Source organism: Janthinobacterium sp. GW822-FHT07H10 (assembly GCF_058798675.1).
On record NZ_JBXAKS010000004.1, the window covers coordinates 74,960 to 100,594 of the forward strand.

Consider the following 25,635-nt stretch of genomic DNA (forward strand, 5'->3'; position numbering starts at 1 on the left):
CCAGGGGCTGCCCCTTTGCATTGGCCTACCCATGTTATTCATCGATTTTCCCGCCTTGTCCGCCCTGGCCGCCGCGTCGGCCACCATCACGCAGCCGTGCAGCTGCTGCACCGTGCCGCTGGCCGCCTGGCAGCGCCTGCCCACGTCGCTGGAACTGGAGCGGTTTGAAGAAATCGGCACCCTGCGCGAAGACGCCTATGAGGAGCCGACATTTGCCGAGTACCACCCGCACGGCACGCGCTACGACAGCGAGGACGCGCCTATCGCGCCACGCTACTATCCCGCCAACCTGAGCCAGGTGGCGCGCTGCCTGAATTGCGGCCGCCACTATCTGCGCTACAACGAGGCGGGCGGCTATTTCACGGAGCTGCGCATCCGCGCGCTGCGCCCCGCCTTGCTGGTCGACGCCGCGCTGTAGGCTGTTTCGGCGCTACAGGCTTTCCTTGGCGTGCGCGATGCCGTGTTCATCGTAGATCGAATACACGGCGGCGAGGATGTTTTCCAGCTCGGGCGAGCGGTCCATGTGGCGCACGCTGAAGAAGATGGGGGAAAACGCGTGCGTGTCGTCGAGCTTGCGGTAGACGACGTTGCGGTGATGCATGGCCTGCACGCTTTCGGGCACGATGGAAATCCCCTGGCCGGCCGCCACCAGTCCCATCGAGATTTGCAGCTCGCGCACTTCGGTGACGGGGCCGGGCGTGACATTGCCTTCGCTGAACATGGCCAGCACCTGGTCGGCAAAGCTGGGCCGCGGCGCCTTCGGATAGACGAGCAGGGTGTCGTGTATCAGCTCGGTCAAACGTAATCCCCCTTCGCCCCGGACCAGCCGGTGGCCGGGCGGCAGGGCCACCACCAGCCGCTCTTCGCGCAGCAGGATGCGGCGGATGCTGGGATCCTCGCTTTTCAGGCGCCCGAAACCGACGTCGATGCGCCCTTCCTTCAGCGCCTTCAACTGTTCCACCGTCGTCATTTCGTGCAGGGTCACGTCCACCTCGGGATGGCGCTCGCAATAGCGGTGCACGATGTCGGGCAATTCCCCATACAGGGTCGAGGCGACGAAGCCGATCGACAGGGTGCGATCGAGCTTGCCGATGCGCTGCGTCATGGCCTTCAGGTCGCGCACCTGGTCGAGCAGGGGCCGCGCGTGGGCGAGGAAAAACTCGCCCGCTTCCGTCAGCCGCAAGGGCCGCGAGCCTTTCTCGATCAGCGCCACGCCCAGGGTTTCCTCCAGCTGCTGCATTTGCCGGCTCAGAGGCGGCTGGGCCATATGCAGGCGCTCGGCGGCCCGCGTGAAGTTCCTCTCCTCTGCTACCGCGACGAAGTAGCGCAAGTGCCGTAATTCCATCTTCATACCTTTCAGGTATAGGTTCGATACCAACTTGGTGTTGGACGTGGCGACAATGGGGGAATATCGTGTCGTCACTGCTCAGGATTATACGGAATAAATATGATTCAAAATATCGAGACCTACCTGGTCGATGTGCCGACCATTCGTCCGCACCGGCTCTCCGTCGCCACCATGCATACGCAAACGCTGGTGCTGGTGCGGCTGCGCTGCGCCGACGGCATCGTCGGCTGGGGCGAGGCCACCACCATCGGCGGCTTGAGCTACGGCGGCGAAAGCCCGGAAAGCATCAAGACGAATATCGATACCTATATCGCGCCGCTGCTGGTCGGCATGGAAGCGAGCGAGGTGGCCAAGGCCATGGCCCGCGTGCGCAAGGTGATCCAGGGCAACCGCTTCGCCAAGTGCGCGATCGAGACGGCCCTGCTGGATGCGCAGGCGCGCCGCCTGAACGTGCCGCTGTCGGAATTGCTGGGCGGCCGCGTGCGCGATGCGCTGCCCGTGGCCTGGGTGCTGGCCAGCGGCGACACCGTGCGCGACATCGCCGAAGCGGAAAAAATGCTCGACCTGCGCCGTCACCGCATCTTCAAGCTGAAGATCGGCTTGCGCGACGTGATGGATGACGTGGCCCATGTGCTGGAGATCAAGCGGGCACTCGGCGAGCGCGCCAGCGTGCGGGTCGACGTCAACCAGGCGTGGAGCGAGACGGACGCCGTGCGCGGCATCGCCGCGCTGGAAGCGGGCGGCATCGACCTGATCGAGCAGCCCGTCAAGGCCGGCAACCGCGCCGCGCTGGCGCGCCTGACGCAGCGCTTCGACGTGGCCATCATGGCCGACGAAGCCTTGCATGGCCCCGCCGATGCGCTGGCGCTGGCCCAGGCCGACGCCGCCGACGTGTATGCCGTCAAGATCACCCAGTCCGGCGGCCTGCTGCCCGCACTGGAAGTGGCCACCGTGGCGCGCCTGGCTGGCGTCGGCCTGTACGGCGGCACCATGCTCGAAGGCGGCATCGGCACGGCCGCCACGGCCCACGTCTGCGCCACGTTTGCCGAACTGGCCTGGGGCACGGAACTGTTTGGCCCCCTGCTGCTGACGCAGGAAGTCTTGCGCGAACCGCTCGTGTACCGCGACTTCATGCTGCAAGTGCCGACGGGGCCGGGCCTGGGCGTCGATATCGATATGGACAGGCTGCGCGCCATGCAGCGTCAATAAAGGAGAAACCATGTTATTCCATGTACGCATGAACGTGAACCTGCCCGTGAGCATGCCGGCCGAGCAGGCGGCGCTGCTGAAGCAGACGGAAAAGGAACTGGCGCAGCGCCTGCAGCACGAGGGCAAGTGGCGCCACCTGTGGCGCATCGCCGGCCAGTACGCCAACATCAGCGTCTTCGACGTGGACAGCGTGGACGAGCTGCACAACTTGCTGACCGCGCTTCCACTGTTTCCCTACATGCAGATCGAGGTGATGCCGCTGTGCCGCCATCCTTCCTCGGTTCGCGGCGACGATTCCTGAAGCGCACCCTGGCATGATCAAAGGAAACATTCTATGACGCACACTGTCGTGAATACGCTCAGCGCGGATGCTACGCGCCTGCATTACCGCACCGATGGACAGCGCGGCAATCCCTGCCTGGTCCTGTCGAACTCGCTTGGCACGGACCTGTCCATGTGGGATGCCCAGGCGGCGGCGCTGGCTTCCCGGTTTTTCGTCGTGCGCTATGACGCGCGCGGCCATGGCCAGTCCGCCGGCGGCGCGCCGTTCGGCATCGACGAGCTGGGCCTGGACGTGGTGGCGCTGCTCGACCACCTGGAGATCGCGCGCGCCGCGTTCTGCGGCATCTCGATGGGCGGCCTGACGGGCCAGTGGCTGGGCATCCACCATCCGCAGCGCCTGCATAAACTGGTCCTGGCGAATACGGCGGCGCGCATCGGCACGGCCGACGCCTGGCTGGCGCGGGCGCAGCAAGTGCGGCGCGACGGCATGGGCACCGTGGCCGATGGCGCCGCCGCGCGCTGGTTCACGCCGCCGTTCATCGGGCGCGAAACGGACACGGTGGCGCGCATGGTGGCCACCCTGCGCGGGCAGGATGCCGGCGGCTATGCGGCGTGCTGCGAAGCGCTGGCCCGGGCCGACTTGCGCGCAGCTGTCGCTACGCTCGGCGTGCCGACCCTGATCATCGCCGGCGAGCACGATCCCGTGACCACCGTCGACGACGGGCGCTGGCTGCAGCAGCAGGTCGCCGGTGCCCGCCTGGCAAGCCTGCCCGCCTCGCATATATCAAACGTCGAGGCGGCGGACCTGTTCACGGCCCAGCTGCGCGCATTCTTGTTGTAAGGCTTGCCGTACCATATCGGTACGGCAAGAATTTGCTTTGCCCCTGAGCACCGCCGCCGGCAGGTCCGGTATGCGGCAGGGGAGGCTTTCTTGAAAAATAATAATAAGAAAAGCAGACTTGGAGTAGACGGATGGAAAACAGATTGATCATCATCGCGGCAGTCACGGTGAGTTATTTCGCCCTCATGTCGTACATTACTTATAGCGTGCGCAAGCATGCCAACAACAGCGAAGGCATGACGGCCGGCGGCCGCAATTATCCGGCCTTCCTGATCGGCGCATTGCTGCTGTCGGAATTCATCGGCAGTTCCGTCAGCATCGGCACGGCGCAAAAGGGTTATGAACTGGGCATTTCCGCCGCCTGGAACCTGGTGGCGCTGTCGCTGGGCTTCCTGCTGCTGGCGATCGTGCTGGTCCGGAAATACAAGGAGAGCGGGCAATCGACGATTTCCGGCATCCTGGCGCAAACCTACGGCGAGCCCGTGCGTTATGCGGCCTCCATCCTCACCATCGTCGCGCTGGGCATCGTGGCCGTCGCCCTGTACGCGAGCGGCGGCGCCGTGCTGGCCGCCGTGTTGCATATCAATAAAACCGTGGCCATCCTGCTGGTGGGCGCCATCACCGTGATCTATGTCAGCCTGGGCGGCATGCGTTCGGTCGTGTACACCAATTTCGCCCATTCCATCGTCAAATACCTGGGCGTGATCCTGGCGCTCGCGTATGCGCTGGAAGCGACGGGCGGCATCGGCGCGCTGCAGGCGCAGTTGCCGGCCAAGATGTTCAACTGGGTCGAGATCGGCTGGGGCCAGATCATCGCCTGGATGATAGGCGGCATCGGTTCCATCTTTGCCACGCAATATGTGATCCAGGCCCTGGTCAGCACGGACAACCCGGCCGTGGCCAAGCGCGCCTGCTATTACGTGTCGTCGCTGATGATCCCGTTCGGCCTGATGGCCGCGCTGATCGGCATGTGCAGCGCCGTGCTGTATCCGGGCATGAAGTCGATTGACGCCTTCCCGACCCTGATCGCCCACATGCCGGCTTTTTCCGCCAGCATCATGATCGTCGGCCTGGCCGGCGCGCTGTTCGGCGGCATTTCCGCCACCACGCTGGCATCGGCCACGCTGGCCATGAAGGATTTTTATGACCCGTGGTACAACAAGGCGAAAAATGACGCGAAATCGATGCTGTTCCTGCGCATCGCCATCGTCGTGGCCGGCCTGCTGCCGCTGGTGCTGGCCCTGTATGCGGAAAAACTGCTGATGATCGCCTTCCTCGGCAAGGCCCTGCGCGCCACCCTGGCCGTGCTGGTGCTGATGGCCTTCTATGCGCCGAAGTTCGGCACGCCGCGCGGCGCCTTTGTCGGCGTGATCGTCTCGGTGGTGGCCACCATCGGCTGGTTCCTGGCGGGCAATCCGTACGGCGTCGACAGCTCCTACCTGGCGCTGGCTGGCCCGCTGCTGACCATGGGCATCAGCCACCTGTTCAAGTCGCCGCAGGCCGTGGCCAAGCCGGCCTCGTCTCCGCGGCCGTAGCTGGCCCCAGCCCTTACACCAGTCCCGTCAGGTAGTACACGGCGATGACGAGGAACACGGCCACCGTCTTGATGACGGTGATGCCGAAAATGTCGCGGTAGGACTGGCGGTGCGTGAGGCCCGTGACGGCCAGCAGGGTAATCACGGCGCCGTTGTGTGGCAAGGTGTCCATGCCGCCGCTGGCCATCGCCACCACGCGGTGCAGCACTTCGAGAGGGATGTGGGCTTGCTGCGCCGCCTGGATGAAACTGTCCGACATGGCGGCCAATGCGATGCTCATGCCGCCCGACGCGGAGCCGGTGATGCCGGCCAGGGTCGTCACGGAGACGGCTGCGTTGACGAGCGGATCGGGCACGCTGCGCAAGGTGTTGCTGACGGCAAGGAAACCGGGCAGTGCCGCGATGACGCCGCCAAAGCCATATTCGGACGCCGTATTCATGGCCGCCAGCAGGGCGCCGCCCACGGCCGCCTTGGTGCCTTCGGCAAAGGCGGCGCGGATGCGTCCGAAGGCCGTCACGCAGACGAGCAAGATACCCAGCAGCAAGGCGCCCTCCACGGCCCAGATGCCGGTGACGGAAGCGATTGCCGTCGTCACGGGCGCGTGCAAGCCCGGCAGCGCTTCGGCGCCGAGCACGTAGCTGTCGCCATACCAGTGGGGAATCAGCTTGGTCAGCGCAAAGTTGGCCACACCCACCAGTACCAAGGGCGCCACCGACAGCAGGGGATGGGGCAGGTCGCCCGAGCCGGCCTTGGCCTGTTCCGCCTCGACGCCATAGCCTTCGCCCGTCGCCATGACGGAGCGCCGCCGCCATTCGAGGAAGGCCAGTCCCATGGCCACCGTCAGCACCGAGCCTATCGTGCCCAGCCACGGCGCGGCCCAGCCCGTCGTGTTGAAGAAGGTGGTGGGGATGATGTTCTGGATTTGCGGCGTGCCCGGCAGGGTGTCCATGGTAAACGAGAACGCACCGAGAGCAATGGCGCCCGGCATCAGGCGCTTGGGAATATTGCTTTGGCGATACAGCTCGGCCGCGAACGGATAGACGGCGAACACCACGACGAACAGCGACACGCCGCCATAAGTCAGCGCGGCGCACACGGCGACGATGACGGCATTCGCGCGCGAACTGCCGATATAGTGGATGGCCGCCACGACGATGGACTGGGAAAAGCCGGACAGTTCGATCAGCTTGCCGAACACGGCGCCCAGCAGGAACACGGGGAAGTACAGCTTGATGAAGCCCACCATCTTTTCCATGAAGATGCCGCTGAAGACGGCCGGCACGGCCGACGGATCGGTCAGCAGTACGGCGCCGAGCGCGGCGACGGGCGCAAACAGGATCACGCTGTAGCCGCGGTAGGCGGCCAGCATGAGGAAGGCCAGAGCGGCCAGGACTATCAGGAAAGACATGTCGAGCTGATCCTTGCGCAAAGTAGGTATTTAATTAATTGCTCAATTAATATCATGCTTTTCAACAAGGCGCCAACACGCAGGTCAAGCCGCAGGCAGGTTGTACAGAGCCAGGCGGGCCGGCCTGCCATTGCATGCAGGAGGAGGAGTGTGGTCGGGGTGAGAGGATTCGAACCTCCGGCCTCTGCGTCCCGAACGCAGCGCTCTACCAGGCTGAGCCACACCCCGCATAGTCGTATTACAGCAGATGGCGGGGCGGCTTTCAAGCGGCTGCGTCAAGGTCTATTTCTTTTCCTGCTGGGCTTTCCTGATGTCCGCTGCGCTGACCTTTTTCGCCGGTGCATTCGTCGTCGGCGCGGTGGGATTTTTTCGCGTGGCGTTCGCCTGGGCCATGACGGCGGCGCAGTCCGTGTCGGGCGCCTTGTCGACATTGACTAACGGCAACAGGGCGGCCAGCGGCGTGACGACGGTGGCCAGGGCCACGGCGGCGCCCGCCTTGAGGGCCAGCGGGCCTTTTTGCGGGCTCACGTCCGGGTTCTTGAACGTGCCTTTCGCGTACAGCGGCGTGCGCAGGGTGATGATGCGGGCGCCCTTGGTGCGCGGGCGCACGTCGAGGTCCAGGGTTTCCTGCGCCAGGTTGACGTTGCCTGTCACGTTCACGACGGCCGTATCCGTGTCGAGCACGAAACGGCGCACGTTCGCCAGGCCGTTCGTGACGGCGAAATCGCTGGCCAGGCAGTTCAGGTGTACCTGCTTGTCGCCGAAGATTTTCACGAAGACGGCATTGGCCAGGTTCAGGCCGGCCAGTTCCAGCATGAACTGGCTGACTGAGCCTTCGCTGACGGTGGCCGCCAGTTCGCCATTCGCGCTGGCCAGCATGGCCGAGATGGAATTGCCGTGGCCGGTGAGCGCCGCGTCGCCATACACTTCACCGTAGCTGGCCTGCATCGATTGCAGCTTGGGAAACAGTTCGCGTATCTTGAGGTGGCGCGCGGCCACCTTGGCTTGCGCGGCGATGGTTTTCTGGCGGCCGTCGAGCGAAATATTCGAGGTGATGTCGCCGCCGGCCATGCCGAAGTTGAGCGGCGTCAAGCTCAGCACCTTGTCCTTCATGTGGATGTCGGCGACGATGTCGGTCAGGGGAACGTCGTGCGTGCGCACCAGCTTCTTGCCCGTGAATTTCACGTCGGCATCAAGCGCATCCCATTTGGCCGTATTGAACTGTTCCACCGGCAAGGCCTTGCTGTCCGGCTGCACGGGGGCCTTGCCGCGCGCCTGCTTCTGCGCATTGCTGTCGGCGCCGATGGTGGGACCCAGGTCTTCCAGGCGCAGTTGCTGCGACGTCACTTCGCCGCGTAGCAAGGGACGTGGCTGGCGCGGCAGGTATTGCAGGGTGCCGGCCAGATCGCTCTTGCCCACCGTGCCCTTGAAGTTTTGATAGGTCCAGTTCCAGATATCGCCTTCCTTCTTGCCCAGCAGCCGTCCCCTGGTGGCGTAGTCCGGGGTTTCCGGCAGCAGCACGCCTGTCAGCGGGTACAGGTCCGCCATGCTGGCGCCGGCCAGGCTCAGCTGCAAGTCGATGCCGGACAGCGAACGCGGGTCCGTCAGCGTGCCATCGATGCTGGCCTTGTTCTTGCCCAGCACGGCATGGGCCTGCACGGGATAGACAGTGTTGTTATCGGTCAATGACAGCACGGCGCCCGCCTTGCCGCCGCCCGTGACGGGCGCCTTGCGGTAGCTGCCGCCCAGGCTGAAGGCGATGCCGTACTTTTCCACGGGCGCGCTTCCTGGCGCGTCGCCCGGCGTGGCGTCGGGCGCCGTCGAACTGACCTTGGCGCGCAGGTCCAGTGCGATGCCCTCGTCGAGGTAGCGGATGGCGCCGTCGCCAAAGGCCATGCGCTGGATTTCCACCTCCCATGGCGAGGGGCCATGGTCCTTGAAGGTCCAGCTGTTGCTGCCATCGGTACGCCGCTGCAGGGCGATCTGCGGCGCGTCCAGCGCCAGGTCCGTCAGTACCACCTTGTGCTGCAGCAGCGGCAGCGGATGGATGGCCACGTCGATGCGCTTGGCGCTGGCCAGTTGCGGGCCGGCCGTGACCCAGTCCGGGTTGCTCATGCGCACGTCCTGGGCGCTGATGACGGGACGTGGCACGTAGCGGCGCCAGCCCGGTTCCGTCTTCAGTCCCTGCCGCCATTGCACCCGCAGGTCGCCGCCGATGACGAAGATACGGCCCGTGCTTGCCGACACCTTCTCATTGATGTAGGGGCGGGCGCGGTTCCAGTCGAAGGTCAGCACAAGCATGACCACGATGGCGATGAGGGCCAGCAGGGCGGCCAGGCTCCAGCCGAGGATTTTCAGGGGTGTCGAGCGTGTCATGGGATGCCGATCGCAGTAATTTTTCATCAAGGTAGACCGATAGGCCATATCGGTCGGTGCGCTAGGTTACGTACGCAGCGCGATCGCTGGCATTGATTCCATAATTCGAGTATTATTGAATTATGGAAAATGAAAACACAGTCGCGACGCAAGCGACACCGCTGACGAGCACGGCCGCCATCGCGGCGCTGGCCGCGCTGGCGCAGGAATCGCGGCTGGCCGTCTTCCGCCTGCTGGTGCAGACGGGGCCGCAAGGCTTGGCCGCCACGAAAATCGCCGAGGCGCTGGCCATCGCGCCGTCATCGCTGTCGTTTCACTTGAAGGAATTGGCGCATGCCAAGCTGGTGACGGCGAGCAAGGCAGGGCGTTCCATCATCTACACGGCCAATTACGCGGGCATGAACGGGCTATTGGCTTTCCTGACGGAAAACTGCTGCGCGGGCGCGCCCTGCTGCGTGCCGGACACCACCACTTTATAGAAGGACATCACGACATGACGATCACGATTTATCACAATACGGCGTGCGGCACCTCGCGCAACACCCTGGCGCTGATCCGCAATACGGGCGTCGAGCCCGTCATCATCGATTACGTCAAGAACCCGCCGTCGCGCGAGCTGCTGCTGGACCTGATCGCCCGCGCCGGCCTCTCCGTGCGCGCCATCATGCGCGACAAGGGCGCCCTGTACGAGGAACTGGGCCTGGCCAATGCGGATTTGCCCGATGCGGCCCTGCTCGACGCTATGCAAGCCCATCCGATCCTCATCAACCGCCCCATCGTCGTCACGGAACTGGGCGTGCGCCTGTGCCGGCCGTCGGAAAAGGTGCTGGACATCCTGCCGTTGCCGCAGCAGGGGGCATTTGCCAAGGAAGACGGCCAGCCCGTGGTGGGCGCCGACGGCAAGCCGGTGGCTTGAGGGGGAAGCATGGAGGATCTGCCGAATATCAGCGCCGCCCACCTGGACGTGCCCAGCCTGGACAAGCTGGCGCCAGCACAGCTGTCGACGCATGCGCCGCGCATCTTGCTACTGTACGGTTCGCTGCGCGAGCGCTCGTACAGCAAGCTGATGACCCTGGAGGCGGAGCGCATCCTGCGCCATTTCGGTGCCGACACGCGCGTGTTCGACCCGCACGGCTTGCCCATGGTCGACAGCGTGTCGCCCGAGCATCCGAAAGTGCAGGAGCTGCGCGAACTGTCGCTGTGGTCGGAAGGGCAGGTGTGGTGCAGTCCCGAACGCCATGGCGCCATGACGGGCGTGTTTAAATCGCAGATCGACTGGCTGCCGCTGGAAACGGGTAGCGTGCGTCCGACGCAGGGACGGACCCTGGCCGTGATGCAGGTATCGGGCGGCTCGCAATCGTTCAACGCCGTCAACGGCTTGCGCGTGCTGGGACGCTGGATGCGCATGGTGACGATTCCGAACCAGTCGTCGGTGGCCAAGGCGTATCAGGAATTCGACGATGACGGCCGCATGAAGCCGTCGCCGTACTACGAACGCCTGGTCGACGTGATGGAGGAATTGTACAAATTTACCTTGCTGGTGCGCGACCGCCGCGATTACCTGGGCAGCCGCTACAGCGAGCGGCTGGAAGCGGAGCCGGCCATCGTGCGCGCATTGGCGGGCGCGGCCATGGAGCATGAGAGCAAGCAGTAAACAGCAGATGGCGAGCAGAAAATAATGACAAGCAATAAAAAACGGCGCCACTGGCGCCGTTTTTTATGGAGGCTGGTCAAACGCGATCAGTGATTGCGGTCCACGGCAAACGAGCACAGTTGCAGCATGGATTGCTTGTAGACACTGTCGGGCCAGCCGGCGATGGCATCGGCGGCGCGCTGGCCGGCGATTTCCGCCTGCTGGCGCGTGTAGTCGAGCGCGCCGCTGCTGGTGATGGCAGCCAGGATGGCGTCGAAATGCTGCTCGTCGCCCTGTTCGATGCAGCTGCGCACCAGTTCGCGCTGTTCCGGCGTGCCGTTTTCCATCAGCCAGATCAACGGCATGGTAGGTTTGCCTTCGCGCAAGTCGTCGCCCACGTTCTTGCCGATTTCGGTGGCGTCGCCTGCATAGTCGAGCACGTCGTCGATCAGCTGGAAGGCCGTGCCCAGCGAGCGGCCGTATTCGGCAGCCGCTTCGATGTCGTTTTCGCTGGCGCCGGCGATCAGGGCGCCCAGTTGCGCCGATGCCTCGAACAGTTTCGCCGTCTTCGAGCGGATGACGTTCAGGTAGCTCTCTTGCGTCACGTCGGGATCGTGCATGTTCAGCAACTGCAGCACTTCGCCTTCGGCGATCACGTTGGTGGCGTCGGACAGGATTTGCATGACGCGCATATTATTCAGCGAGACCATCAGCTGGAACGAGCGCGAGTGCAGGAAGTCGCCCACCAGCACCGAGGCCGCATTGCCGAACAGGGCATTGGCCGTCTGGCGCCCGCGGCGCATCGACGATTCATCGACGACGTCATCGTGCAGCAGGGTAGCGGTGTGGATGAATTCGACCACGGCGGCCAGCTCATGGTGCGCCGTGCCGCGATAGGCGTGGGCATTGGCCACCAGCAAGATCAGCACGGGGCGGATGCGTTTGCCACCGGCGCTGATGATGTATTCGGCGATCTGGTTGATCAGAATCACATCGGAATGCAGTTTTTGGCGGATCACCGTATTGACTGCGTCCATATCGGCGGCAATCGTTTGCACGATGGTGTTTTGGTTAACGTGTTTGTTAGCGTCAGACAAGGCGAACCTGCAATAGATTGTGGGTGCCGAGATTATACGACATGGCTTGCACGCGCGTGATGTTTGCCTATGACTGTAGAGCAATTGATTGTGCTTGTTGTCATGGGCGCGGCTTTTCCTGTCTGCCTTGCGCAAGCCTGACATGATGTCCAGGTTGTCGACATACCACGATCATCGGCCTTTGTGAATAGTTTTTGACGCAATTTCACAGGCCATGTATAATTGCAGGTTCCCCCTGTTGTGTACGGCTTGCTTTGCAGAGCGGTGGGACAAATTCTTTCAACATTTGATGAGGTTTCAAATCATGTACGCGGTCATAAAAACCGGTGGCAAACAATACAAAGTTGTCGCTGGCGAAAAACTTAAAGTAGAACAGATACCGGCAGACATTGGTTCCGAAATCACCATCGATCAAGTTCTCGCAGTAGGCGCGGGCGACACCATTAAATTTGGTGCGCCATTGGTCGAAGGTGCAACGGTACTGGTTACGGTTGTGGCGCATGGTCGCCATGATAAGGTCAAAATTTTCAAGATGCGTCGTCGTAAGCACTACCAAAAGCATCAAGGCCATCGCCAGAATTTTACCGAAATCCAAATCGTTTCGATCAACGGCTAATCGCCGCTGTTTGAATTAATCAGCTATCAAGGAGTCTTAAATGGCACATAAAAAAGGCGGCGGCACAACGCGAAACGGCCGTGATTCAGAATCAAAGCGCCTGGGCGTTAAAGTCTACGGCGGCCAAGCTATCAATGCTGGCGGCATCATCATTCGTCAACGCGGCACCCCAGTGCGCGCCGGCGAAGGCGTAGGCATGGGCAAGGACCACACTCTGTTCGCGTTGATCGCTGGCAAAGTGAAGTTCGTTGTCAAAGGTGCTGGCTCGAAGCAATTCGTGACCGTTGTACCAAACGAAGCAGTACCAGCGTAATTCATCGCGGAGCGCGTGCTCCGCTGTGATCGCATGATGTAAGGCGCAAGCCTTCAATCGAAAGGCTCTGCCCAAGGTAGAGCCTTTTTAGTTTTATGGCGGCAAAATTATGAAGTTTATCGACGAAGCAAAAATCGAAGTCATCGCGGGCGATGGCGGCAACGGCTGCGCCTCTTTCTGCCGTGAAAAATTCCGGCCTTTCGGCGGTCCCGATGGCGGCGATGGCGGCAAGGGCGGGTCCATCTGGGCCGTCGCCGACCGCAATATCAACACGCTCGTCGATTTCCGTTTCTCCAAAATGCACAAGGCTCGCAATGGCGAGCCTGGCCGTGGCGCAGATTGCTATGGCAAGGGCGCGGATGACATCCACCTGCGCATGCCTGTTGGCACCTTGATCATCGACAACGCGAGCGGCGAAATCCTGGCCGATTTGACCGAACACGGCCAGATCGAACTGCTGGCCAAGGGCGGTGAAGGCGGCTGGGGCAATATCCACTTCAAGTCCTCGACCAACCGCGCGCCGCGCCAAAAAGGCGAAGGCAAGGAAGGCGAACGCCGCGAACTGCGCCTGGAACTGAAAGTGCTGGCCGACGTGGGCCTGCTGGGCATGCCGAACGCCGGCAAGTCGACGTTCATTTCGGCCGTCTCGAACGCGCGCCCGAAAATTGCCGATTATCCCTTTACCACCCTGCACCCGAACCTGGGCGTCGTGCGCGTGTCGCACGAGAAGAGCTTTGTGATCGCCGATATTCCCGGCTTGATCGAAGGCGCTTCCGAAGGCGCGGGCCTGGGCCATCAATTCCTGCGCCACTTGCAGCGCACGGGTCTGCTGTTGCACATCGTCGACCTGGCACCGTTTGAAACCAATGTCGATCCTGTCAAGGAAGCCAAGGCGCTGGTCAAGGAATTGAAGAAATATGACGAGTCGCTGGTCGACAAGCCGCGCTGGCTGGTGTTGAACAAGCTCGACATGGTGCCGGAAGAAGAGCGCAAGAAGATCGTCAAGGACTTCCTCAAGCGTTTCGCCTGGAAAGGTCCCGTTTTCGAGATTTCCGCGCTGAACCATCAAGGTTGCCCGGAACTGGTGAATGCGATTTACCAGCATCTGGAAGAGAAAAAACACAGCGAAAGCCGTGCCGAAGAAACGCAGATGACCGAAGAAGCACGCGGTATCTCGTCGATCGACCCGGATGATCCGCGTTTCAAGATTCTCGACTAAGCGTTACCCTGATGTCGGTACAGACGGTCGCTGTCGCGCCAGCGCGCAAGCAAGCGTGGCAGCGCCGTGTATTGCATCTGATCGCGTATGCTTACGGGCTGAGCGCGGTCGCCTGCCTGCTGTTCGCCGACGAGATGGCGGCCGGCATGGGCATCTTCCTCAATGGCGTCAACGGCTACAGCCAGTTCTACGCTTCCCATGTCGGTGTCTGGGGCGCTACCGCGCTCCTGGCGCTGTTCGCGGCACGGCAGGGCGAACCGCCCGTCTTCAGCGATATCACTGCAATGTTGGTCCTGGCGCAGCCCGCCGGCCGTTTATTCGCGGCCATCAGCTTCGGCTTGCCCCAGGGTTTTGTGTTGTTCATGTGCGCAATGGAACTGCTGGCGGGGCTGCTCTTGCTGCTGCGTCCTGCGCGCTGACGTTTATTAAGTGAAGAGCGCCGCCCCATGGATTCCGTGATTCAAAAAGCTACCCGCATCATCATCAAAGTCGGCTCCTCGCTGGTCACCAACGATGGCCGCGGACTCGACCATGCCGCCATCGCGCGCTGGGCCGCGCAGATAGCCGGCTTGCGTGCGCTGGGCAAGGAAGTCGTGCTCGTCAGCTCCGGCGCCATCGCCGAAGGCATGCTGCGCCTCGGTTTCGAGCAGCGCCCCACCGATATCCACGAATTGCAGGCGTGCGCCGCCGTGGGGCAGATGGGCCTGGCGCAAATCTATGAAAGCAGCTTCCGCGCCCACCAGCTGGGCACGGCGCAGGTGCTGCTGACGCACGCCGACCTGGCCGACCGCGAACGCTACCTGAACGCCCGCTCCACCCTGACGACGCTGCTGCGCCTGGGCGTGGTGCCGATCATCAATGAAAACGACACGGTCGTCACCGATGAAATCAAGTTCGGCGACAACGACACCCTGGGCGCGCTGGTCGCCAACCTGATCGAGGCCGATGCGCTCGTCATCCTGACGGACCAGCACGGCCTGTTCTCGGCCGACCCGCGCAAGGACCCCAACGCATACCTGATCACGCAGGGCATCGCCGGCGATCCGGCCCTGGAAGCGATGGCCGGCGGCGCCGGCAGCAGCCTGGGGCGCGGCGGCATGCTGACGAAGATCCTCGCCGCCAAGCGCGCCGCCAAGTCCGGCGCCCACACGATTATCGCCTGGGGCCGCGACAGCGACGTGCTCAGCCGTCTTGCCCAGGGCGAGGCGATCGGCACGGAATTGCGGGCGCAAACGGGGCAGTTGACGGCGCGCAAGCAGTGGATGGCCGATCACCTGCATACGGCCGGCGCCGTCGTGCTCGACGCGGGCGCCGTGCAAAAGCTGCGCCAGGAAGGCAAGTCCCTGCTGCCGATCGGCGTGACGGGCGTGAATGGCGAGTTCGGCCGTGGCGCCGTGATCACCTGCGTCGATGCCGCCGGCGTGCCCGTGGCGCGCGGCCTGTCGAATTACACGAGCGGCGAAGCGCGCCGCATCATGCGCAAACCTTCCACGGAAATCGAGGCGATTCTCGGCTACATGGAAGGCCATGAGCTGATTCATCGCGACAATATGGTCTTGCTGTAAGCGCTTACTTGCAGGCAGCACGATGTCAAAACGGCCCTTGCGGGCCGTTTTTTTTGCCTTACACCACGGCCGGCATCGGCGACTTGTCCTTGTAATCGCACAGGTCTGCGATCATGCAGTTCCAGCATTGCGGCTTGCGCGCCGTGCACGTGTAGCGGCCGTGCAGGATGAGCCAGTGGTGGGCGTCGTGCAGGAATTCCTTGGGGATGAATTTCAGCAGCTTCTGCTCGACGATATCGACATTCTTGCCCGGCGCAATGCCCGTGCGGTTCGAGACGCGGAAGATATGCGTGTCGACGGCCATGGTCGGTTCGCCAAAGGCCGTGTTCATCACCACATTGGCCGTCTTGCGGCCCACGCCCGGCAGCGCTTCCAGCGAGGCGCGGTCGCGCGGCACTTCGCCGCCGTGCTGCTCGAGCAGGATCTGGCAGGTGGCGATGACGTTCTTCGCCTTGGTGCGGAACAGGCCGATGGTGCGGATATAGCTTGCCAGCTCGTCGACGCCCAGCGCCAGCATCTGGGCCGGCGTATTGGCGACCGGATACAGCAGCCGCGTGGCCTTGTTGACGGACACGTCCGTCGCCTGCGCCGACAGCAGTACGGCGATCAGCAGTTCGAACGGCGTCGTGTATTCGAGTTCCGTTTTCGGGGAAGGGTTGGCGGCGCGAAAGCGCGTAAAGATTTCCAGGCGTTTGGCAGCGTTCATGCGTCTTTTTTCGGGGTGGTAGGGGCTGGCTGGGAGGTGTCCGTGCTGGCGGCAGCGGCCTTGGCGCGCGCGCGCTCCATGGCGGCGGCGATGATGGCGCGCTTGCGTTCCTTTTCCGCCTGTTCGTCGGGCGTGACGGGGACTTCCTGCGTCACTTCCCGCATCTTGGCGACGGCCTTGGCGGCCAGGCGCGCCTCGTTTTCCTCTGTTTCGCGGCGCAGGCGCTGCGTGCGGAAATCGTGGCGCGCGCGCGCGTCGTCCGCGTCCATCTGGCTCCAGGCATCCCAGCCCGTTGCGTCGCCGCTGACGGGGTACATGACGATGCAGTCGACGGGGCAGGGCGCCACGCACAGGTCGCAGCCCGTGCACAGGCTGGTGACCACCGTATGCATCTGCTTGGCGGCGCCGACGATGGCGTCCACGGGACAGGCCTGGATGCACAGGGTACAGCCGATACACAGCGATTCGTCGATATAGGCGACGGATCGCGGACGTTCGAGGCCGTTGACGGGATTGAGTGGAATGACTTTTTTGCCCAGCAAGCTGGCCAGGCGCACGATGCCTTGCGCGCCGCCGGGCGGGCACTGGTTGATGTCGGCATTGCCGGCGGCGATCGCTTCCGCATACGGGCGGCAGCCGTTGTAGCCGCATTTGGTGCACTGCGTCTGCGGCAGTACATCTTCGATCTGGTCGGCAAGTGAGGGAGGGGCAGGGTGCGGCACGGTCATCTTCCACGGTAAAACGCCATTATCGGCCATCCGGGCCGCGCACAAGGAAAAACCTGTCTTGCGGCAGGGGATAGCGTGCCGGTAGCACGGCTGTTGCAGGCGCGCCGCAATCGTATTTTATTTCCCATGGGAATGTCAAAGTGCAAATAAACAACTTTGAAATTTCTTTTTTTTATGGGAGCATGATTTTTATCAAGAAAGTCATCAAGAAAGCCGACCGCCAGTCCTGTCATCGCACTTGCCCGGCAAGGCGAGCAGGCCATAGGAGCAGAGCATGCGTTTCCTCCGGACAGTTGGTTTGCCCTTCTGTTTATTCGTCCTGTCTGCCGTGGCCCATGCCCAGGCGGCCTCTCCCATGGCGGCGCCCGGCGCCTCCGCTTCGCGCATCGTCCGCTTCGCCGCGGAAGACTGGCCACCGTTCATCAGCCGCAGCCTGCCTGCCGATGGCATGTCAGGGGCGATGGTCAGCGCCATCTTCGAACGCATGGGCTATGTCGCCAAATACGAGTATTTTCCATGGAAGCGCGCCATGCAGTTCGGTCTGGCCAGTCCCCGTTACGCGGGTTTCCTGGCCGTCTGGCGCACCCCCGAACGGGAAAAACTCTGTCACTTTTCGGTTCCGGTTGGCAATACGCAGGGCGTGCTCGCGTATCTGAAGGAAGATGGCGTCCCTGGCGCCACCCTGGCCGAGCTGGGCAAGCTGCGCATCGGCACCGTGGCCGGCTACTCGAACGGCGAGCAGTTCGATGGCATGGTGGCGCGCGGTGAGCTGAGGACGGAAGAGGGCTTGAACGATGCCACCAACCTCAAGAAACTCTTGATCAAGCGCTATCGCGTGATCGTCATCGAGCGCCATGTCTTGCAGCATTTGCTGATGGGCCGCAATTTCAGCAAGGCCGAGCGCGAACGCATCGGCACCATCGAGTCCGTCTTCAAGGAGCGCCCCGTGCACGTGTGCTTCCAGCGCGATGCGGAAGGCGCGGCGTGGCAAAAGCGTTTCAACGAGGCGGCGCGCGACGTCGACACGGCCCGCCTCGAACGCGATTACTGGAAGCGCCTGGACCAGAGCCTGGCCACGGCGCCAGCGCCTCCCTGAGGCGCCGCTGTTGCACGTTGCCAAAACGAAATATCTAAATACGAAACCATTCGTTCTTGTTTGTTTGTCCATCCTTTAGTCTGCAACCACTGTGTTGACGACTCTTGAAAGGATGTTTTCGTATGCTGCAACTGAATGACAGGCAAGGCTCCACCCCGCGCTTGCGGCAATTGGCGCAAGCCGTGCCGGCTGCCATGCTCGTGCTGACCGCGTCCGGCGTGGCCCATGCGCAAACGGCGCCGGCAGGCGACGGCGTGCTGGGCGCCAGCCCGCTGGAAGCCGTGATCGTCACGGGCGCGCGCGGCACGGGCCGCACGGTGGCCAACAGCGCCGCGCCCATCGATGTGATCAGCGCGCAGCAACTGCTGGCGACCGGCAAGCTGAACCTGCTCGATGCGCTGGACACGGCCTTGCCGTCGTTCAATTTGCCAGCCCGCGTGCAGCCCGACCTGGGCAGCATCGTGCGCGCGGGCCAGCTGCGCAACCTGGACCCATCGCACACGCTGGTGCTGGTCAATGGCAAGCGCCGGCATACGACGGCCATCGTCAATGAGGACGGCTTTCCCGGTTCCGTCGCCACCGACCTGGCCCTGATTCCCACGGGCGCCATTGCCCGCGTGGAAATCCTGCGCGATGGCGCCTCGGCCATCTACGGTTCCGATGCCATCGCCGGCGTCATCAACATCATCCTGAAGTCGGATGACAAGCTCAGCGCCAGCACGCAACTCGGTTCCACCTACGCGGGCGATGGCACGAACGGTTACGTGCGCGTCGATGGCGGCACGCGATTGGGCGAACGCGGCTTTGCCCACTTCGGCGCCGAAGTCCAGCGCCAGGGCATTGCCGTGCGTAACTTCGGCTTGAACCCCGGCTACCTGTCGTATCCGGCCGTGCGCAACAGCGACGGCCAGCTGGTGAAGCTGGGACCGAACAACAGCTTGCCGGCCGGCGCCTCGCCGAACCCGGCCGAAGCGAAGCGCAACAGCAATCCGTGGCGCAACACGGGCGTGCCGCAAAGCACGACCGCCTCGCTCAGCGCCAACCTTGGCTATGACGTGTCGCCCGACGTGCAACTGTACGGCTTCGGCACGTATGCGCACCGCGACGCCCGTTCGGCGCAGAATTTCCGCTTGCCCAATACCATCTTCAATAACAACCGTGGCTTGCTGTCCGTGTATCCGGATGGTTTCACGCCGTATGAAACGACGAGTGAAAACGATTTTTCGCTGACGGGCGGCATCAAGGGCGAGACGGGCGGCTGGGCCTGGGACCTGAGCACGACGTATGGCCGCGACGATATCGACGTGGGCGTGGAACACTCGGCCAACTATTCGCTCACTTACCCTGGCGGCAAGACGGATTTTGATATTGGAAACCAGCGCTACAGCCGCTCGACGACGAATGCGGACCTGCGCCGTCCCGTGCAACTGGGATGGGCCGAGCCGGCCGATTTCAGCGTCGGTCTCGAATACTCGCATGAAACGCAGCAGCGCAGCCCGGGCGAGCCTGCGTCTTACCAGGGCAGCGGCTCGTCGGCACTGGCCGGCTACCTGCCCGTCGACGCATCCGACACGGCGCGCCACAGCTATGCCGCATATATCGGCCTGGGCGCGAAACTGACGCCGCAGTTGCTGCTCGACACGGCCCTGCGCGCCGAGAAATATTCGGACTTCGGCAGCAAGACGACGGGGCGCTTGTCCGCGCGCTTTGACGTCACGTCCGCCGTGGCCGTGCGCGGCACCGTCAGCAATGGCTTCCACGCACCGAGCCTGGTGACGCAATCGTACTCGAACACGTCCGACCATGCGGGCGTGCCCTATACCCTGGCGCAACCGAATTCGGCTGCGGCGCGGGCCCTCGGCGCGCAACCTTTAAAGCCGGAAAAATCGACGAATCTGTCGGCTGGCCTGACGTTCCATCCTGCGTCGACCTTGCGCCTGGCCGTTGACGCGTATCAAATCAAGGTCAGCGACCGCCTGGGCGTGTCGTCGAACATCGGCATCGACCGCAGTTCGGGCGTGGCGCTGGACGGCAGTGGCCGGCCCTTGACGGCGGCACAGGCGAGCGTGATTGAAAACCTGCTGCGCTCGGCGGGGCTGACGGTGGGCAATGGCCTTGTCGCCCATTACTTTGCGAATGTGGGCGACACGCGCACGCGCGGCATCGACTTCACGGCCGAGGACGTACTGCGCGTAGCCGACGGCAAGCTGCGCTGGACCGCGGCGGCCAATTTCAACCGCACTAGCCTGGTGGGCAAGGCGGAGCTGCCGGCCGTGCTGCAAGGCTTGCCGAACATCGGCACCCTGAGCAAGTCGGCCGAGTACGACTTGCTGTACCGGGCGCCGCGCGACAAGGAAATTGTCACGCTGGCGTATGAAAAAGCGGGCTGGACGGTGAACGTGCGCGAGACGCGCTACGGCAAGCTCAAGCGCCTGAACGCCATCACGGGCGGCGACTACCAGCTGAAGGCCGCCTTCGTGACGGACATCAGCGTCGGCTATGACGTCAGCAAGCGCATCAACGTGACGGTGGGCGCCAACAATGTGTTCGACCAGAAGCCGAGCCAGGTGCCGCGCGAGGCGCGCAGCGCGTCAAACCTGGCGCAGTACACGGGCGCGTATGACAACTCGGGGCCGCTGGGCGTGTTGGGCGGCTACTACTACGCGCGCGCCACCGTGTCCTTTTAATCGTGCTCAAAAAAGGCCATGGCGGCGTTGCCTTGCCGTACGTTCGTACTGTCTTCGGCCTTATGCCTGGCCCTGGCCTTTTCCTTGAGCACGCTTTATTACTCATCTAAATTAGGAACTTACCATGTCTGACAACAATCAACACGCGGCGATCGACCTGGAATGGGCGAATCTGCTGTCGCCGCAGCGCCGCACGGTCTTGCGGGGCGGCGGGCTGGTGGCGGCGCTGGCCGCTTCGGGCCTGGCCGGTACCGCCCTGGCGCAGGATGGTGCCGTCAAGCGCGTGCAAGACGTCAAACCAGCGGTGCCGGGCAAGAGCCCGTGGGGCGAGCATACGGATACGGCGCCCACGCCCCGTCCCGTCAGCGTGCGGCCCGGCGAGGAAACCTTGCCGAGCAAGCCGCGCGCCTACACGGATATCGAGAGTTATCACGCGCACATCTATTTTGACGAAGACAGCTACCAGAAGGCGGCGCTGATACGCAAGTGGGCTGCCGAGCGCTTCCAGATCGAGCTGGGCGACTGGAACCTGGAACCGCGCGGCCCGCACGTGACGCCGTCGTTCTATTTCGGCTTCACCAATGATCTGTTGCCCGTGATCGTGCCGTGGCTGCAGCTGAACAGCTTGGGCCTGACGATCTTGATCCATCCGAATACGGAAGATCCGCGCGCCGATCACCTGTATTACGCGCTGTGGGTAAACCGCTCGCAACCGGTGAATGGCTATGCGATGAAGAAGCCGGGGCCGGGCGAGCCGAGAGTCGAGCAGATCTTTGTCAATACGCGCCCGACGGTGAAAATCGAGCGCGCATGAAAAAACGGCACGCCAGCGATGCTTGGCGTGCCGTTTTGGCGGGAATAATGCGGATCAGGAATGCTTCTGGATGAATTCGCCGATTTTCGGGCAAATGATTTCGCGCCAGCGGCGGCCCGAGAAGATGCCGTAATGGCCACATTTTGGTGCCACGAAGTCTTGCTGCATGTCGGCAGGTATGCCGGAACACAAGTCGTGCGCCGCCTGCGTCTGGCCGGCGCCGGAAATGTCGTCCAGTTCGCCTTCCACCGTGAACAGCGCCACATTCGTGATGTCTTGCGGACGCACGAGCTGGCCGCCGACCTTCCACGTGCCCATCGGCAGGCTGAATTCCTGGAAGACGGTCTTGATCGTCTCCAGGTAGTATTCGGCCGGCATGTCGAGTACGGCGTTGTACTCGTTGTAGAACTGGCGATGGCCTTCCGCCGGCTCGTCGTCGCCCGTCACCAGGTGCATGTAGAACTCGCGGTGGCTTTGTGCGTGGCGGCCCGGATTCATGGCGATGAAGCCGGCGTGCTGCAGGAAGCCCGGATACACCTTGCGGCCAAAGCCCGGGTAGTTCGGCGGCACCGCATAGATCACGGTGTTTTCAAACCACGAGAATTTCTTTTCCGTCGCCAGGTTGTTCACTTGTGTGGGCGAACGGCGCGGGTCGATCGGACCGCCCATCATGGTCATGGTTTTTGGCATGTGCGGGTCTTTCGCCGTCGCCATCAGCGAGATGGCGGCCAGCACGGGCACGGTCGGTTGACAGACGGAAATCACATGCAAATCAGGCGCCAGCAGGCGGATGAACTCTTGCACATAATAAATGTAGTCGTCCAGGTGGAACGGGCCTTCCGTCAGCGGTACCATGCGCGCGTCCGTCCAGTCGGTGATGTAGACATCGTGCTCGGCCAGCAAGCCGCGCACGGTATCGCGCAGCAGGGTCGAGTGGTGACCGGACAGGGGGGCAACCAGCAAAACTTTGGGCTGTTGCAAGCCAGTGGCTTCTTTTTTGAAGTGAATCAGGCGGCAAAACGGTTTTGTCACGACAACGTGTTCGAGGATGTCGACGCTCTCGCCTTTGACGAGAACGGATTGGATATCGAATTGTGGTTTTTCGTAGTCTTTGCCAAGGCGGTACATCAGCTCGTAGCCGGCTGCGATGCGTTGCGAAAACGGGGTGTGGGCCAGTGGAGAAACCGGGTTGGTAAATAACTTGGAGGACATGTCTGCCCATTGCATCACCGGAGTGAGGAAGGAGCGTTGCAGTTCGTGCAGTTGGTAAAGCATATAGAGTCCTTGTTTGATTCCAAGCGCCAATATCGGCTCAAATATCATAATCCAATTTTACGATGTTTGTTGAGGACAAAATGTGCTTTACCGCGCACAGGGCCACAGTTTGCGTATAGTTGTGACGGCGCGCCACAGTTGTGTGGTTGCACAGGCAATCATGTTTTAAAAGTAAAAAAGCAGCGTTTCCGCTGCTTTTTTTGTGTCGATGGCCCCCTTGCGCCGCTGTCGGGGCGTGCCCCGGTGCGCATTGTTGGCCGAATCTGCCGTGTGCCTAGCGCACCAGCATGTCGAGCTTGTCCTTGACGTCCTTGTATTGCTCGGCTTCCGGCAATGCCGCCTTGGTCTTGGTGATCGAAGGCCAGTTACGGGCCAGATCGACGTTGATCTTGATGAAGGCTTGCTGGTCGCCCGGCACGTCCTCTTCCGCGAAAATCGCGTTCACCGGGCACTCTGCCACGCAGACTGCGCAGTCAATACATTCGTCCGGATCGATTGCCAGGAAGTTCGGGCCTTCCCGGAAACAATCTACCGGGCAGACATCGACGCAGTCGGTATAGCGACAGGCGATGCAGGATTCGGTGACAACGTGGGTCATAACAGTCCTATCAATATGGGGGAGGTGCTGTAGCGCCTGCAGGAACCTCGGCGGCGCATACTAAAGCAAAGCATTGTATTTTAAGGCAATTCGCTATTTCTCACAAATCCCGCTTATATACAATACATATAAGCAAATTCATTTTTTGGCGGCGCCGTTGCTGCGCAGAGAGGGCAGTTCGACGACTATCCATGACGTTGGCATGGAGAACGCGGCAAGAAAGCGACAGTCGCCTGCCGCGTGGCAATGCAGGGCAGGTGGCGTAGCGCCGTGGCATGTGGTGTTTTTGCTTTACTCAAGTCAAGAGCGGTACAACTAAATGGCAGAAAACTCATGCGCTGGCGCGTATCTGCGCCACCAGCTGTTGCCACCGTGCATTTTCAGCGCTGCCATCCTCGGCAAACGTGATCGTGCGGCGCGCGGCGGGCGCGTCAACCGTGATGCTCCACTGGGGAATGTCGGCGCCGACCTGCACGCCTGCAGCTTGATCTTGGGTGAAGAAACCGCTGCTGGCCAGCGCCGCCTCCAGGTTGCGGCCGGCGGGATGGGCTTGCGTATCGATTTCATAATGTTCGCTCAGGCCGGCAAAGCCGCCGCTGCTGCGGGCTGAAATTTTCATGCTGCTCCCTGCTGTGGATGGTGGTGGTGTGGCTGTCATCTGCGCTGCGTGTCGCGTCTGGCGGGGCGCCGGTTACGGTGACTAGCGGGGGCCATTATCGGGGGCCATAACTGCGGCACCAGGCTGCCAGCGCTTCGCGTTCCGCTTCGAGCAATTGGTCCGATTCGCTGTATTCCGCATGGTTCATGGTACCGCAGCAGGCGCGCCGGTCCTGCACGGCGCCATCTTCGTCGACGACATCGGCGGCAAACGGCATCTGGACGTCCTCCGTCATGGCGCCGGCCTTCAGTACTTCGCGCACGGTAAAACTGTTGCGGATGAAGTCCAGGTAGGCGCCATTGCCGTCGGCCTGGGCAATCGCCAGCATGTGGTTGGCCACGTCGGCGTAGGTGGCTGCCTGGTCGGGCGATGCGACCAGGGCGCGCAGGACGAGGCTGCGCAGGTAATCGCCGCAGCGGTGCAGCACGGCCGCGTCGTCTTCCAGCTGGGGCTGGCGTTCGTGGGCAAAGATGTCGGCCAGGATGTCGTAGATGGCGCCCGTAAACACTTGCGAGATGGCGTGTACTTCCGTGCCCGCCTCGGACAGCTTGATGTCGTTGTCGGCATTGCGCAAGCCGTTCGGGCGCCCCAGCGCCAGGCCGAACTGCTCGGCCAGGTCGGCCAGGAAGGTCTTGTCGTGCAGGTCGGACTTGGTCTGGGCGATCACGGCTTCCACCTGGTCCAGCTGCGACAGGGCCAGGAAGATGGCCGTCAGGTCGCCGAACGATTCGTGCAGGCCGCCCGTCTGCGGTGGATTGTTGCTGAGCAGCCAATTCGGCTTCAAGCCATCGAGCACGGCGTGGCCCGTTTCATGCGAGACAATGTCGAGCGAGCGGCAGGTGTAGACGCGCTCGGTGGCGCCGCTGGGGATGAAGTCGCCGAACTTGAGGGCCTTGTCGCTGCGGCTGTAATAGGCGTTCATGACATTGGGCAAGCCGTGCGGAAACACGCGCAGGGGCGCCGTGTTGCTGGCGCTATTCCATTGCCATGGCAGCGGCGGCGCCGTGTCGTTGCTGGCCAGCGCGCGCTGGTACATGGTGAGCGTCATGCGCACGATGGCATAGGTGTGGACGGCGTCGAACTGGTCGGTATTGGGCGAGACGATGAAGTCGCCGAAGGCATTCGGGCTGACCTGGGCGATGCCCGGTTCGCCAAACGTGATGCGCGCGTCGCGCGGGCCCTGCAGGATCAGACCGGGCAGGAAGGCCTTGCGCGTGCCCAGCTCGCTGACGGACGGATCCTGCTTCCAGATCAGCACGCGCGAACCGATGGGCACGGCCTCAAGCTTGCGCGTGGCGGGATCGAGCACGCGGGGCGGACCCGGCTGCAGGGTGAGCTGCGCATTCTTGCGGTGCTGGCGGTAGGGCGCCGACGGCGTGGGGACATAGCCGACGGGCAGGGACACGCATTGGGTCAGCACGGCTTCGACCGGCACGATGACTTTCTGGTCCATGATAGCTCTCCAAGACACGCGCAGCTGGAACAGGAATAGTCGGCCCGCATCGCTTGCTACGGTTTGATGCAGCGCAAGCGATGCCGAGGAAAATGCAGGTTTTTTCGGTGCGCCGGCGCTGGCCGCGGCCGCGCCTGCCGCAGCGCGGCTGGTATGATGCTGGCCGTATTGCCCCCGT

26 protein-coding genes and 1 tRNA gene are annotated in these 25,635 nt (G+C 62.8%); 16 read left to right on the forward strand and 11 right to left on the reverse strand.

Translation table 11 applies throughout. The annotated features are described in order from the left end of the window. Window positions 1-31: 31 nt before the first annotated feature. On the forward strand, window positions 32-418 hold the full coding sequence (locus AC1RDJ_RS11020) for a hypothetical protein (protein WP_493027450.1): 387 nt from the start codon (window positions 32-34) through the stop codon (window positions 416-418). 12 nt (window positions 419-430) lie between these two features. Here AC1RDJ_RS11020 and AC1RDJ_RS11025 read toward each other — a convergent pair whose 3' ends face one another. Then, window positions 431-1,345: a LysR family transcriptional regulator gene (locus AC1RDJ_RS11025; RefSeq protein WP_071326684.1), complete on the reverse strand. Its 915-nt coding sequence runs from the start codon at window positions 1,343-1,345 to the stop codon at window positions 431-433. A 102-nt stretch (window positions 1,346-1,447) separates the two neighbouring features. On the opposite strand from AC1RDJ_RS11025, the gene AC1RDJ_RS11030 reads away from it, so the two are divergent. The 4 genes from AC1RDJ_RS11030 to AC1RDJ_RS11045 all read left to right on the forward strand — a co-directional run bounded on the left by AC1RDJ_RS11030 (window position 1,448) and on the right by AC1RDJ_RS11045 (window position 5,215). Beyond that, entirely contained in the window at window positions 1,448-2,557 is a 1,110-nt protein-coding gene (locus AC1RDJ_RS11030; protein WP_071325185.1) for a muconate/chloromuconate family cycloisomerase, read from the forward strand. Window positions 2,558-2,567: 10 nt separating this feature from the next. Next, window positions 2,568-2,858, forward strand: a complete 291-nt coding sequence (gene catC / locus AC1RDJ_RS11035) for a muconolactone Delta-isomerase (protein ID WP_493027451.1) — start codon at window positions 2,568-2,570, stop codon at window positions 2,856-2,858. A gap of 33 nt (window positions 2,859-2,891) precedes the next feature. Next, window positions 2,892-3,680, forward strand: a complete 789-nt coding sequence (gene pcaD, locus AC1RDJ_RS11040; RefSeq protein ID WP_493027452.1) for a 3-oxoadipate enol-lactonase — start codon at window positions 2,892-2,894, stop codon at window positions 3,678-3,680. Window positions 3,681-3,811: 131 nt separating this feature from the next. Further along, complete coding sequence (locus tag AC1RDJ_RS11045) at window positions 3,812-5,215, forward strand: sodium:solute symporter family protein (RefSeq protein ID WP_071325182.1); 1,404 nt, start codon at window positions 3,812-3,814, stop codon at window positions 5,213-5,215. A gap of 13 nt (window positions 5,216-5,228) precedes the next feature. Here AC1RDJ_RS11045 and AC1RDJ_RS11050 read toward each other — a convergent pair whose 3' ends face one another. The 3 genes from AC1RDJ_RS11050 to AC1RDJ_RS11060 form a co-directional block, all read right to left on the reverse strand. After that, a complete protein-coding gene (locus AC1RDJ_RS11050) occupies window positions 5,229-6,623 on the reverse strand; it encodes a GntP family permease (protein WP_493027453.1) in 1,395 nt (464 codons plus the stop codon). A 151-nt stretch (window positions 6,624-6,774) separates the two neighbouring features. Then, a tRNA-Pro gene (locus AC1RDJ_RS11055) sits at window positions 6,775-6,851 on the reverse strand. 54 nt (window positions 6,852-6,905) lie between these two features. Beyond that, the gene (locus tag AC1RDJ_RS11060; protein WP_493027454.1) at window positions 6,906-8,999 is read right to left on the reverse strand and encodes an AsmA family protein; all 2,094 of its coding nucleotides are present in this window, start codon (window positions 8,997-8,999) and stop codon (window positions 6,906-6,908) included. Between the two features lie 122 nt (window positions 9,000-9,121). Between AC1RDJ_RS11060 and AC1RDJ_RS11065 the strand changes: the two genes are divergently transcribed. The 3 genes from AC1RDJ_RS11065 to arsH are packed head-to-tail and all read left to right on the forward strand — an operon-like array spanning window position 9,122 to window position 10,653. After that, complete coding sequence (locus AC1RDJ_RS11065) at window positions 9,122-9,478, forward strand: ArsR/SmtB family transcription factor (protein WP_198043796.1); 357 nt, start codon at window positions 9,122-9,124, stop codon at window positions 9,476-9,478. A 14-nt stretch (window positions 9,479-9,492) separates the two neighbouring features. Then, a complete protein-coding gene (arsC, locus tag AC1RDJ_RS11070; protein WP_493027455.1) occupies window positions 9,493-9,915 on the forward strand; it encodes an arsenate reductase (glutaredoxin) in 423 nt (140 codons plus the stop codon). 9 nt (window positions 9,916-9,924) lie between these two features. Further along, the gene (gene arsH, locus AC1RDJ_RS11075; RefSeq protein ID WP_071325175.1) at window positions 9,925-10,653 is read left to right on the forward strand and encodes an arsenical resistance protein ArsH; all 729 of its coding nucleotides are present in this window, start codon (window positions 9,925-9,927) and stop codon (window positions 10,651-10,653) included. Between the two features lie 86 nt (window positions 10,654-10,739). Here arsH and ispB read toward each other — a convergent pair whose 3' ends face one another. Then, entirely contained in the window at window positions 10,740-11,729 is a 990-nt protein-coding gene (gene ispB / locus AC1RDJ_RS11080) for an octaprenyl diphosphate synthase (protein ID WP_071325174.1), read from the reverse strand. Window positions 11,730-12,033: 304 nt separating this feature from the next. Here ispB and rplU point away from each other — a divergent pair, with 304 nt between their 5' ends. The 5 genes from rplU (at window position 12,034) to proB (ending at window position 15,442) form a co-directional block, all read left to right on the forward strand. Further along, window positions 12,034-12,345 (forward strand): 50S ribosomal protein L21, encoded by a 312-nt coding sequence (gene rplU, locus AC1RDJ_RS11085; RefSeq protein WP_038500602.1) that lies wholly within the window; start codon window positions 12,034-12,036, stop codon window positions 12,343-12,345. Between the two features lie 40 nt (window positions 12,346-12,385). Next, window positions 12,386-12,658: a 50S ribosomal protein L27 gene (gene rpmA / locus AC1RDJ_RS11090; RefSeq protein WP_070219281.1), complete on the forward strand. Its 273-nt coding sequence runs from the start codon at window positions 12,386-12,388 to the stop codon at window positions 12,656-12,658. Window positions 12,659-12,767: 109 nt separating this feature from the next. Continuing rightward, a complete protein-coding gene (gene obgE, locus AC1RDJ_RS11095; protein WP_071325171.1) occupies window positions 12,768-13,877 on the forward strand; it encodes a GTPase ObgE in 1,110 nt (369 codons plus the stop codon). 11 nt (window positions 13,878-13,888) lie between these two features. Beyond that, on the forward strand, window positions 13,889-14,296 hold the full coding sequence (locus tag AC1RDJ_RS11100; protein WP_493027456.1) for a hypothetical protein: 408 nt from the start codon (window positions 13,889-13,891) through the stop codon (window positions 14,294-14,296). A gap of 27 nt (window positions 14,297-14,323) precedes the next feature. Continuing rightward, window positions 14,324-15,442, forward strand: a complete 1,119-nt coding sequence (gene proB, locus AC1RDJ_RS11105) for a glutamate 5-kinase (RefSeq protein WP_071325169.1) — start codon at window positions 14,324-14,326, stop codon at window positions 15,440-15,442. Window positions 15,443-15,500: 58 nt separating this feature from the next. Here the strand turns inward: proB and nth are convergent, their stop codons facing one another. Further along, the gene (nth, locus tag AC1RDJ_RS11110; RefSeq protein WP_289888264.1) at window positions 15,501-16,148 is read right to left on the reverse strand and encodes an endonuclease III; all 648 of its coding nucleotides are present in this window, start codon (window positions 16,146-16,148) and stop codon (window positions 15,501-15,503) included. After that, entirely contained in the window at window positions 16,145-16,876 is a 732-nt protein-coding gene (gene rsxB / locus AC1RDJ_RS11115) for an electron transport complex subunit RsxB (protein WP_493027457.1), read from the reverse strand. The genes nth and rsxB overlap by 4 nt, the downstream gene beginning before the upstream one ends. 274 nt (window positions 16,877-17,150) lie before the next feature. Here rsxB and AC1RDJ_RS11120 point away from each other — a divergent pair, with 274 nt between their 5' ends. The 3 genes from AC1RDJ_RS11120 (at window position 17,151) to AC1RDJ_RS11130 (ending at window position 21,473) form a co-directional block, all read left to right on the forward strand. Continuing rightward, window positions 17,151-17,972 (forward strand): substrate-binding periplasmic protein, encoded by an 822-nt coding sequence (locus AC1RDJ_RS11120; RefSeq protein ID WP_493027458.1) that lies wholly within the window; start codon window positions 17,151-17,153, stop codon window positions 17,970-17,972. A gap of 122 nt (window positions 17,973-18,094) precedes the next feature. Next, entirely contained in the window at window positions 18,095-20,659 is a 2,565-nt protein-coding gene (locus AC1RDJ_RS11125; RefSeq protein WP_493027459.1) for a TonB-dependent receptor plug domain-containing protein, read from the forward strand. 124 nt (window positions 20,660-20,783) lie between these two features. Then, on the forward strand, window positions 20,784-21,473 hold the full coding sequence (locus tag AC1RDJ_RS11130) for a DOPA 4,5-dioxygenase family protein (protein ID WP_493027460.1): 690 nt from the start codon (window positions 20,784-20,786) through the stop codon (window positions 21,471-21,473). 54 nt (window positions 21,474-21,527) lie between these two features. Here the strand turns inward: AC1RDJ_RS11130 and AC1RDJ_RS11135 are convergent, their stop codons facing one another. The 4 genes from AC1RDJ_RS11135 to AC1RDJ_RS11150 form a co-directional block, all read right to left on the reverse strand. Then, the gene (locus tag AC1RDJ_RS11135; RefSeq protein ID WP_071325164.1) at window positions 21,528-22,748 is read right to left on the reverse strand and encodes a polyhydroxyalkanoate depolymerase; all 1,221 of its coding nucleotides are present in this window, start codon (window positions 22,746-22,748) and stop codon (window positions 21,528-21,530) included. A gap of 274 nt (window positions 22,749-23,022) precedes the next feature. Further along, window positions 23,023-23,346 (reverse strand): ferredoxin FdxA, encoded by a 324-nt coding sequence (fdxA, locus tag AC1RDJ_RS11140; protein WP_010395176.1) that lies wholly within the window; start codon window positions 23,344-23,346, stop codon window positions 23,023-23,025. 331 nt (window positions 23,347-23,677) lie between these two features. Continuing rightward, a complete protein-coding gene (locus AC1RDJ_RS11145) occupies window positions 23,678-23,965 on the reverse strand; it encodes a protealysin inhibitor emfourin (protein WP_071325163.1) in 288 nt (95 codons plus the stop codon). 94 nt (window positions 23,966-24,059) lie between these two features. Continuing rightward, window positions 24,060-25,457 carry a hypothetical protein gene (locus AC1RDJ_RS11150; RefSeq protein WP_493027461.1) on the reverse strand — a complete coding sequence of 466 codons (1,398 nt, stop codon included), beginning with the start codon at window positions 25,455-25,457 and terminating at the stop codon, window positions 24,060-24,062. Window positions 25,458-25,635: the final 178 nt, after the last annotated feature.

Excerpts from the sequence above, each read along its gene's own strand:
- AC1RDJ_RS11020 (WP_493027450.1), top strand. The coding sequence starts at position 32 with ATGTTATTCATCGATTTTCCCGCCTTGTCCGCCCTGGCCGCCGCGTCG.
- AC1RDJ_RS11025 (WP_071326684.1), bottom strand. The coding sequence starts at position 1,345 with ATGGAATTACGGCACTTGCGCTACTTCGTCGCGGTAGCAGAGGAGAGG.
- AC1RDJ_RS11030 (WP_071325185.1), top strand. The coding sequence starts at position 1,448 with ATGATTCAAAATATCGAGACCTACCTGGTCGATGTGCCGACCATTCGT.
- catC (WP_493027451.1), top strand. The coding sequence starts at position 2,568 with ATGTTATTCCATGTACGCATGAACGTGAACCTGCCCGTGAGCATGCCG.
- pcaD (WP_493027452.1), top strand. The coding sequence starts at position 2,892 with ATGACGCACACTGTCGTGAATACGCTCAGCGCGGATGCTACGCGCCTG.
- AC1RDJ_RS11045 (WP_071325182.1), top strand. The coding sequence starts at position 3,812 with ATGGAAAACAGATTGATCATCATCGCGGCAGTCACGGTGAGTTATTTC.
- AC1RDJ_RS11050 (WP_493027453.1), bottom strand. The coding sequence starts at position 6,623 with ATGTCTTTCCTGATAGTCCTGGCCGCTCTGGCCTTCCTCATGCTGGCC.
- AC1RDJ_RS11060 (WP_493027454.1), bottom strand. The coding sequence starts at position 8,999 with ATGACACGCTCGACACCCCTGAAAATCCTCGGCTGGAGCCTGGCCGCC.
- AC1RDJ_RS11065 (WP_198043796.1), top strand. The coding sequence starts at position 9,122 with ATGGAAAATGAAAACACAGTCGCGACGCAAGCGACACCGCTGACGAGC.
- arsC (WP_493027455.1), top strand. The coding sequence starts at position 9,493 with ATGACGATCACGATTTATCACAATACGGCGTGCGGCACCTCGCGCAAC.
- arsH (WP_071325175.1), top strand. The coding sequence starts at position 9,925 with ATGGAGGATCTGCCGAATATCAGCGCCGCCCACCTGGACGTGCCCAGC.
- rplU (WP_038500602.1), top strand. The coding sequence starts at position 12,034 with ATGTACGCGGTCATAAAAACCGGTGGCAAACAATACAAAGTTGTCGCT.
- rpmA (WP_070219281.1), top strand. The coding sequence starts at position 12,386 with ATGGCACATAAAAAAGGCGGCGGCACAACGCGAAACGGCCGTGATTCA.
- obgE (WP_071325171.1), top strand. The coding sequence starts at position 12,768 with ATGAAGTTTATCGACGAAGCAAAAATCGAAGTCATCGCGGGCGATGGC.
- AC1RDJ_RS11100 (WP_493027456.1), top strand. The coding sequence starts at position 13,889 with ATGTCGGTACAGACGGTCGCTGTCGCGCCAGCGCGCAAGCAAGCGTGG.
- proB (WP_071325169.1), top strand. The coding sequence starts at position 14,324 with ATGGATTCCGTGATTCAAAAAGCTACCCGCATCATCATCAAAGTCGGC.
- nth (WP_289888264.1), bottom strand. The coding sequence starts at position 16,148 with ATGAACGCTGCCAAACGCCTGGAAATCTTTACGCGCTTTCGCGCCGCC.
- rsxB (WP_493027457.1), bottom strand. The coding sequence starts at position 16,876 with ATGACCGTGCCGCACCCTGCCCCTCCCTCACTTGCCGACCAGATCGAA.
- AC1RDJ_RS11120 (WP_493027458.1), top strand. The coding sequence starts at position 17,151 with ATGCGTTTCCTCCGGACAGTTGGTTTGCCCTTCTGTTTATTCGTCCTG.
- AC1RDJ_RS11125 (WP_493027459.1), top strand. The coding sequence starts at position 18,095 with ATGCTGCAACTGAATGACAGGCAAGGCTCCACCCCGCGCTTGCGGCAA.
- AC1RDJ_RS11130 (WP_493027460.1), top strand. The coding sequence starts at position 20,784 with ATGTCTGACAACAATCAACACGCGGCGATCGACCTGGAATGGGCGAAT.
- AC1RDJ_RS11135 (WP_071325164.1), bottom strand. The coding sequence starts at position 22,748 with ATGCTTTACCAACTGCACGAACTGCAACGCTCCTTCCTCACTCCGGTG.
- fdxA (WP_010395176.1), bottom strand. The coding sequence starts at position 23,346 with ATGACCCACGTTGTCACCGAATCCTGCATCGCCTGTCGCTATACCGAC.
- AC1RDJ_RS11145 (WP_071325163.1), bottom strand. The coding sequence starts at position 23,965 with ATGAAAATTTCAGCCCGCAGCAGCGGCGGCTTTGCCGGCCTGAGCGAA.
- AC1RDJ_RS11150 (WP_493027461.1), bottom strand. The coding sequence starts at position 25,457 with ATGGACCAGAAAGTCATCGTGCCGGTCGAAGCCGTGCTGACCCAATGC.